The 8,709-nt window shown below is 65.7% G+C and carries 7 protein-coding genes; all 7 read right to left on the minus strand.

What is annotated here, in order from left to right; all coding sequences use genetic code 11:
* Positions 1 to 8 precede the first annotated feature (8 nt).
* Positions 9 to 1,607 (minus strand): outer membrane protein assembly factor BamB family protein, encoded by a 1,599-nt coding sequence (locus LJ657_RS45790; RefSeq protein WP_269787695.1) that lies wholly within the window; start codon positions 1,605 to 1,607, stop codon positions 9 to 11.
* Positions 1,604 to 3,079, minus strand: a complete 1,476-nt coding sequence (locus LJ657_RS45800) for a hypothetical protein (RefSeq protein ID WP_232655656.1) — start codon at positions 3,077 to 3,079, stop codon at positions 1,604 to 1,606. The genes LJ657_RS45790 and LJ657_RS45800 overlap by 4 nt, the downstream gene beginning before the upstream one ends.
* Positions 3,080 to 3,703: 624 nt before the next feature.
* Positions 3,704 to 5,011, minus strand: a complete 1,308-nt coding sequence (locus LJ657_RS45805; RefSeq protein WP_232655657.1) for a YrhB domain-containing protein — start codon at positions 5,009 to 5,011, stop codon at positions 3,704 to 3,706.
* A gap of 4 nt (positions 5,012 to 5,015) precedes the next feature.
* Positions 5,016 to 5,312: a YrhB domain-containing protein gene (locus LJ657_RS45810; RefSeq protein ID WP_232655658.1), complete on the minus strand. Its 297-nt coding sequence runs from the start codon at positions 5,310 to 5,312 to the stop codon at positions 5,016 to 5,018.
* 48 nt (positions 5,313 to 5,360) lie between these two features.
* Positions 5,361 to 7,133 carry a putative T7SS-secreted protein gene (locus tag LJ657_RS45815; protein WP_232655659.1) on the minus strand — a complete coding sequence of 591 codons (1,773 nt, stop codon included), beginning with the start codon at positions 7,131 to 7,133 and terminating at the stop codon, positions 5,361 to 5,363.
* Positions 7,134 to 7,145: 12 nt separating this feature from the next.
* On the minus strand, positions 7,146 to 7,754 hold the full coding sequence (locus LJ657_RS45820) for a hypothetical protein (RefSeq protein ID WP_232655660.1): 609 nt from the start codon (positions 7,752 to 7,754) through the stop codon (positions 7,146 to 7,148).
* Positions 7,751 to 8,137 carry an SseB family protein gene (locus LJ657_RS45825; RefSeq protein ID WP_232655661.1) on the minus strand — a complete coding sequence of 129 codons (387 nt, stop codon included), beginning with the start codon at positions 8,135 to 8,137 and terminating at the stop codon, positions 7,751 to 7,753. Before LJ657_RS45825 ends, LJ657_RS45820 begins: the two co-directional genes overlap by 4 nt.
* Between the last annotated feature and the right edge of the window lie 572 nt (positions 8,138 to 8,709).

Consider the following 8,709-nt stretch of genomic DNA (forward strand, 5'->3'; position numbering starts at 1 on the left):
GCCGGTGCCTACGAAGCGGCCGTGGGCAACGCCACGAGGGCGTAGGAATCGCCGTTGACGCTGGCGCCGACTGAGCTGACGTAGAGCACACCGTTGTGCCAGAACGGCCTCTCACTGCCGCCCATGTGCGTGTGCACCTCTTCCGGATACTCGACGACTGTCGTCATCGCGCCGTCCTTGGGGTTGAACTCCACGAGCTTCGGCTTATTCGCACCGTCGGTGACGTACGCCAACAGACGCTTGCTTCCTGTGCCCCTGAGCGGGATGTACTCAAGTGTGTTGGAAGCCGGTGCGTTCCACAGTTCCTTTCCACTGTCCAGGTCATAGGCAACCAGCGTCTTCGCTTCTCCCTTGGTGCTTCCCTGCTTGGCCGTCCCCATGAGGAGGATGTTCCCGACACCTGCGACCTGTTGCATCGGGCTTCCGTCCTCCTCCGGGAGGACGTGGTACTTGTCCGCCATCCCCTGGAACTTGCCGCGCCGCTCACCGGTCTTCTCATCGAGCGCGAACACACCCTTCGCATCTCCACTGATGACGAGAGGGGAAGTGGAAATCGCAATATCCGCTTCATCCTCGCCAAATCGCTTCGTCCACTCTGCTTTGCCGGTGGCCGGGGCCACGAGCGATACCTCGGTCCACGGCTTCCCGGTGAAAGCGTCTCCCTTGACGCACGATGTCGTACGGACCAGGTTCTTTCCGCCGGTGTATGTGCCGGTGTCGCAGTCGCTCGGCACGACCTTCTTCACGTCCCAGGCCCTGGTGCCGTCCGCTGCCTTCAGCGCCACCTGCTCCCTGTCAGTGGTGATGACGAGTGTCTCGCCCGTACGCGCCACCGCCAGCTTGGTGCCGGAATTGAACTCGTCCTTCACCTTGAAGCCCTGGTGCCACAATTCCTTGCCGGAGTTGAGGTCGTACGCCGCTACGTGGTCGCACTTGCCATGGGATCCCGCCGCGCCCGAGGCGCCATAAGCAACGACGCCGATCCCGCCATCAGAGACGGAGGGGGCGAGGCAGGCCTGGTTACCCGCGCCGGGCAACGGCGTGGCCCACAGCCTTTTGCCAGTGTCACGGTCGTAGGCCTTCACACCATCGGACAAGGTCTGAATCACAGACTTGTCGGTGAACCATGTGCCGTCCACCTCCTGCTCGCTCAAGGACCACGCCGCGTTCGTCGGCACGCTCCACAGCGGCTCAGTGGCAGAGTTCGCCAACACGTACCACGCGGCTCCTCCGGCTCCACCGAGCACGACGAGTGCGACAACGAGCAGCACGATCAGCCCGGTCTTCTTCTTCCGCGGTCGGGCAGACGGGACAGGCGCTCCGGGGTACTGCTGTGGATGGCCGTAACCCGGCTGGGGAGCCATCGGATACTGCGGGGGCACCGGCTGTTGAGGATAGCCGTAGCCGGGCTGTCCCGGTGGCGTGGCGGACGGCTGCTGCGGGTAGCCGTAACCGGGCTGTCCCGGCGGTGTCGCAGGTGGCTGTTGCGGATAGCCATACCCCTGCGGCGATTGGTAGCCCTGCTGAGGCGGCACGGGTGGCTGTTGCGGTGGAGGGGGCTGCTGCCCGTAGGGACCGGAACCCGGCACGGGGCCGTTGGCGCTCATCGGATGTTGCTCCTGACGTACTGGGCCCACGCGGTCTGGAATTCGCTCTCGTTCATGCCAACTGCCTTCTGCAGCTGCTGATCGAGGTTCGTGGGATGCCTGTAGTGGTCCACGACAAACTCGAAGAGCGCTTCCTCGCCGCCCTTCTCCGCGATGAAACGATTGGCCAGATAGCTGAGGGCGTAGTTCGCGCCGACCGAGTTGTACGCCGACGAGAAGTCCTGGCCGGGCAGTGTGCCGTCGAACTCCTCCCCTGCCATGTCAGCACGTACCTGCTGGTCACCCAGAGTCGGGTCGAACCGATAGGAGACGTAGTCGGCAAATCCCTCGACAACCCACGCCCGAATGCTCGTCTTCTCGTCCTGGCCGTAGGCACCCGGGTCCTGGGGCTGCACAAGAGCGTGCGCGATTTCATGCCGGGAGATCTCTCCGACGCCTCTGCGCCACGCGGATGAAGTGAACTGACCCGCCGACGTATCCATCTTGATGCGCGCGCCGCCGTACTCAAGCCGATCCTTGTCGCTGCTGCCGGCATTGAAGGCGGGCATGGGCACGCTTTGCCCAGCATCCCACCCCACATCAGAACCGTCGTTGTTGTACAGCTTCGAGTACGTCTTGCGGTTCGGCTCAAGTACGACGAGGAAGCCGTCAGGGGTGTTGGGGACCGACGACGCCTTCGATCCCCACAGCTCGATGTCCTTCTCGGCGCTCTGCTCGACGACGGGCGCGAAACGAGCGGCATCAGCTGCGTTCTTCTTGGCCGAGATCGTGATCGTGTGTGCCTGACGCTTGACGTACATGTCGTCGTAGAGGTCCCAAGGGGCGGGATAGTAGACCGCGTTGGCCATGGCGCTCGCGCCCGGAGATCCCCCGACCTCACTGATGCGCGGGGCGGCCGAGTCGGACTGCTTCTCGACTGTCCACCGATACCACTCGGAGACCGGTCGAACGTCAACGCCCTTGATCTGATGAACAAAGGCGACATCCAGCGCGAGTTTCACATCTGAGCCGTACTCATCCGAGCCGTCCCCGGTCTGCTGGAGGACCATGTACTTGCTCTCCGCGAAAGGAACCCTCCGCAGATTCTCGAAGATCTTGCGCTGCTTGTCCCTTGCCGTGCCAACGAACGGCTTCAGGAACTCGTCTTCGTTTCCGCTCTTCAACGCATTGGTACGGCCGTTGAGCAAGGTGTCGATCACGTCCGAGCTCAAGATCTGCTGTTTCTCGTCGCCGCCGTCCTGGGCGCCGGGCAGCGAACCCCCGCCGACAGCCTTGTACAGAGCCAGCCCGCCGACTGCGAAGACGGCCACCACAGCCAGGACCAGCAGTCCGATGACGACGCGCTTCAGCCCTTTGCCCTCACCGGAGTTGTCAGGCGGTGGCGGCGGTGGCGGATACCACCCTTGCTGCTGAACCGGGGCCCCGTACGGGCCGGCGTTCCCCGGCCCTCCTGGTGGCGTCGAATAGGACATGGGCTACCTCTCGTGCGGTCATTCGAGCGGATGAGGGGCACGATGCGGTCCGGCCACACGTGGCTGAGGCCCGAGTGGCTCACCCGGGCCTCAATGGGCGATGCGTGCAGGCTCATGGAGCGGCACCCGCATGCCCGACTTACCCTCCCCTTATGTTCAGGCAACACCCTATGACCTCGGCCAAGGCAGTCCTTACTGACTTCTATGGGGCTCCCGTGCAGAAACTGTGATCAGAAGCGACAAGGGAGGCGTCTGGCGGAGCACTCCCCTCCGGGTCGCGCACCGTGGCCTGCGCCGCGCTCCATGCCACCAACACCGCGGACGCACGCTTCCTGGTGAAGGAGGAGCATGGGGAGCCCGACCACGTCAACGAACTCCGGGGGCAGCCGGGGCGCGTGGCGAAACCTGCGGATGCTCGACGGGACGACAATGTCGGCATCGGCACGGGGTAGATACGCCCGCTGGACCACGGCCCGTACATGCGCAAGCTCGTGGAGTACTTCCGGGCGCGGAACCGATCCGCGTTCGCACAGCCGGACAGCCGGTGGTCGATGGGCTTCGAACAGGTCGGCTGAGCCCGCGCCCGTTCGAGCGTGGGCTGCAGGCCATCTCCGACTCCGGCCCTCAGCGGTAGCGGAGGACGTGCAGAGAGCGCACCCCAATATTGTCCGGTGACGTAGGGACATCACGGGCGGCGTCGATCAGCACGAGGCCCTGGGGAGTGTGGGCAGCAACGACGAGCAAGCCGACCGACTCGCGGCCCCGGCGGTCCCCGCGACGGACCCAGACCACCGCGCGAGTTCCCTCGGGCGAGGTGGCGAGTTCGGCCAGGACCGTTGCCCATTCCGTGTGGTCCGTGACGGAGACCACGGGCCCCAGTCGGCCCATCGTCTCCGGCATCCACTTCACCGGCCCCGGCTTCGGCGGGAGTTCGAGGCCCTCGGCGCCCGGCTCGGTACCACCGTCCCAGCGCGCAAGCCACCCCCATGGATCGGAGTTGGGCAACCCGAACGGTTCCCCCTCGTCCTTGGGTACGACCAGAGCGGCGTCCAGCATTGCGTCGGCTGGACGCCCGCCGGCGAGGAACGCCTTGCTGTTGCAGGCGAACAGCCAGCCGCGCGCGAGTTCGTCAGCGGGCGAGGGCTGAACCAGGGCGACTTCGCCCCTGTATGCATCCAGAAGCCAATCCTCCGCCTTCCCGATCGCCGACGCGAGATCAGGAGCCTGACGGTGCCAGACAGGCGCCCCCGGCCCGGCTTCATTGCCGCCGCCACCCGCGAAGCGGGCCAGGGTCAGTCGACGGATCCCGGTGGGCTCAAGACGCGCCAGCCGACCCGCCTGTGGATCGAGAAGCACCACCTGACCATCCTTGTTGTGTGCGTAGACCAGGTGTCCTGTCGCCTCGACACCGTAGGCTTCACGACGGATCCAGACAGCGCCACGGGTACCCGGGCCCAGCTCCTGCACCGCGGCGATCACCTCGTCCCAGCCCGCACAGGCCGACACCTCGGCGGCGGGGAAGTGCCAGTGGATCATACGGTCCCACCAGCCCGGTGCCTCATGGAACGGCAGCCACGGCAACGGCGTGGCCCTGCCGCCGTTCAAGGCGGCGTTTGCGGCCAGCAGACAGCCCCGTGCGTTGGTGCGAAGTGCCTGCGCGGCGGGATCGCGCGGCCCGGGAGCACGGTCGAAGGCCTCCAGATCCTCCCAGGGATCGTCGGTGGCAGGGTGGAACGGAAGGCTGCCGGACTTGGGGACGGCGAGCAGCGAGGTCAACATGGGGGTGACCGGGTAGCCAGGCACCGGCCGCGCACGGCAACCGAAGACCCATGACTGCGGCCTCTCGGCGACCGGGCCGGAACCGGACAGTTCTACCATTCCGCGATAGGTCCGCCGCAACCAGTCCTCAGCCTGCGATGTCGGATCGTTCATGGGCTCAGAACGGCTTCCTGGGCCGCTGCCCCGTGGCCAGCCACGTCTTCGACTGCTCAGTGGTATACGCGGAAGGAGGGAACCCCACGAACGACCCGTCCTTGAAGACTACGACCATCCGCACCATCGGCGCCTGGGTGATATCCCCGGTGTCGAGGTGCTCCTGACTGTCGAATCGCACGGCCCACGCCATGTCGTGCTCGACCGAGAGCTCCGGTTGCATCACGATGGTCGGCGGACCTTCTCCGTAAATTTCCCGCAGGTGGACACGGGCCGCCTCGACGGCTTCGTCTCTCGTCATTCTCAGGACCCGATCGCTCTTTCCACAGGACTCAATGCTTCAAGGAAACTACTTGTAGGGCATATAACGGACTTCGGTGACGTTCTTCTCAAGGCTGCCGAGCTTTCCGGTCTGCCCGTCCAGGAAAACGACTCCATTGCGGTCGTTAATCACGTTGAAGACGTGCGCGGTCCCGTCCGGTCTGGATATGTAGACGACACCGCGGGAGCCGACCCCCCGTTTGTCCATGTCATCGATGATGGAATCGTAGCTTGTGTTGTGCTGCCATTCGGCGTTCGGGTTGCCAAGCTTCTCCTGGCTCGGCCAGGCCGGCTTGTGCAGCGGTTCCGCGACAGAGTCGTGGCCGTCCAGACGCCCATCGATCGCCTCCACGTTCTTCGAGCAGTTCTGGTTGTATCCGGGTACGTTGTCCCAGTAACGGTTGCCGTTGACATCCTTGAGCCACGGATACTGATCGTCCAGGAACCTGGCCTGTGTCTCCGGATCCGTGACGTCGTAATGAATGGCCTTCGCTGAGACATGGTCCGTCGACTGGGCCAGATGCCCCCACTCATGATGCGCTTCCTTGTCCGCCGTGGTGGGATCAATGGTCCAGCCATCAGGCAGCGCGCTCCCGCTGTTAGCCGCTCCGTGCTCCGCCACGTTCTCGGCTTCGTCTTTGGCGGCGTTCTCGGCCACACCGACGACCTCGCGTTCGGCCACCGACGCCTCGGCGCTGGCGCCGTCGGTGAGCACACCGGAGGCGACGTTGGTGATGAGCTTGCCGAACGCCTCGCCCGGGTCGGAGCCCCACCCGGAGCCGACCATTGCCGAGACCATTTCGGTGGGGTGGTTGGAGGCGTGCAGGAGCCCGGCCGCCGTGGTGTTGACCTGGTCCAGCCACATCGCCGGGTGGGTCATGTTGTACGGGTCCATGGGGTTCAGGCCGCGGGCGAACTTCAGCATGTCCGCGGCCCCCTTGACGACACCGCCGACGACATGGCCAACGGCGAGCGAGGATCCGGTGGTCAGGTCCTCGCCGTCTGCCAACAGGCGAGACGTGAAACTTGGCTCCTTCGGAGCCGTGTTCGTGGCAGCCTCGACCGCCTGGGCTGCGGTTCGCGCCGCGGAGTCACGCTGCTCGCGAGCATGATGCAGATCCGAATCCGCCAGGGCCATCTCCACCCCGTAGTGATCGCCGTCGAACGTTCCCGGCTTAGTGGGGGCCGAGCCCGGGTCGAGTCCGGCGGACACCGCCAGGTCGTACGTGGCGGCCTGCGCGTTGTATGCGGCAACCTGGTTGTTGTACGCCGCCTGGGCTCGCTGGTAGGCGTCGCTGGCCTTCATGTACCTGTCGAGGCACTGCTTGGCCTGGCCCTGCGCCCAATGCACCATGTGCGCGTATGTCTCCAGCGCGTCGGCGGCCTCCTGGCAGGCGTCGGCGGCGGTCAGCCACTGCTTGGCGTGCGGAGTGAACTTCGCACGGAACGCATCCGCCGCGTCGCCCTGCCAGTGGTCGTGGTCCAGCCGCTGCAGCCCCGACCCGGTCGACTCGAACGCACCGTAGAAGTTACGTAGATGACCGGCGGCTTTGCGGATCCTCGCTGGATCTCCGTGGAGCAGTTCCTTGGGGTCGTCGGTGTCGCCCAGCTCCTTCTCCGGGATCTCCACGCCGAGGCTGTCGGCTGCGCTGTCACCCCAGCCGTCGACCTTCTTCGCCGCACCATGCAGGCCCACCATGTCCAGCCCGGCCCCAGCCACGTGCGCCGAGCCGTCGACTGTCTCGCCGACCACCTTCTTGCCCGTGTCCCAGGCCTCACCCAGCAGGTCCCCGATGCCCATCCCAGTCCCCGACTACTGGCTCTTCTGCTCAGGGCCGAACATCTCGTCCTGCGCCTGGTCGTACTCCGCGCCATATCCGGTCGCGTCCGCCAAGTGTTTCTGCACGCCCATCGGACCGTCCATCATGTCCCGGCCCTCGGCCTTCCACGTCTGCGCCGAGTGCTGGAGCGTCTCCTGCATCGACTTCTCCGAATAGTCCGCGTGCCGGAAGTCGTTGAACGAGTTGTCCGACAGCGTCTTGCCCCAGGACTGGGCCTCCACCTGCTCCTGCGTGAGGTGCGGATTGCCCATGTCCGCGTTGACCACGTCCTTGAGCGTCTTCTCCGCGTACTGCTCCTGGTCGTAGTACAGCCCGGCCGACAGCCCCAGCCGCTGCGCGATCTCGTTGCCGTCCTGTACGAGCGTGCGCACGCCCCACGACCACCGCTCGCAGAACCCGTCGAAGGCACTTCGGAGCCCGGCATTGCCCAGTTCCATGCCCGTCAACTCGACGTTCGAGAAGCCCCGGCCGACGTCGCCACTCTCGTCGATCCCCAGCGACTTCAGCTCGCCGATCGCCTCGTTGATGCCCTGCGCTGCCATCTTCAGCGCGTCCGGATCGACCTGGTAACCCTCGCTCACGCCGCCACCGCCGCCGGCGGTACGATCCCCGCCACCGGCGGCAGCAGCCCCGGCCACGGCCCGGCCACGTCCACCGCGATCCCAGCGGGGACGCCGACCGCGGGAACCGCCACATCCAGCAACCGGGCCCCGAACACCCTCATGTACGGCACTTCCGTATCTGGTCCGATGCCCCGCGCGACCAGGAACCGCCTCAGCGACTCCTCACAGGTGAAGGCATACAGCCACCTCACACCCCCGGTGTCCGCCGACCACACCGCCTCACCGCTCAGCGGCACAAGCACCAGCGCCCGCCGGAACTCATCCACCAGCGCCGCACCGTCCAACCACCCCTCGTGCGATCCGGCCAGCCGTTCCGCCAGCCCCTGCCCCGTATCGCGCATCGCTCCACTATCAGGCATCCCTCAGGCACCACCGACCGTGAAGCTATGGGCTTTGCTGGGTTGTTGCCCCGGCTTTGCTGGATTTTCGAACTTGATCCGTTCGCTGCCTCGCACCTGACGTGCCGTCAGACCCCATACCCCTGCCGTGGTGGAGGCGCTGGGCGTCAAGCGGAGACAAGGCAAGGAGTACCGTCGCCGATCACGTCGGGGCGACCTCGGGTCGTCGGCAGGCGACTATTGGGGAACCCGGTCGTCGGCACACCACACGGAAGTCAGAACCTGATCGTCACTACACCGTCAGATGTCCATCCAGATCAAGCCGGTGGATCCGGGCTGAACGGCCACTGACACACGTGTCACCGCCGTCGCGCCTCGCGTGGACAGGCAGGACTCACGGAGTGCCGCGCCCGACTTGGAAACGCCGACTCCGTGGGCATCGTCTCGCCCACGCGATGGTGTCCCGCCGAGTGGTGTAGTAGCGATCTCTGCATAGCCCCTGGTCATGGGGCGGCCATCGCGCAACTCTCCGAGTAGCGAAGCTCGTTGAGTGAGAGGTGACGCGATGGCCTTGT

Origin of the sequence: Streptomyces guryensis (assembly GCF_021261325.1) — a bacterium.
GTDB lineage: Bacteria > Actinomycetota > Actinomycetes > Streptomycetales > Streptomycetaceae > Streptomyces > Streptomyces guryensis.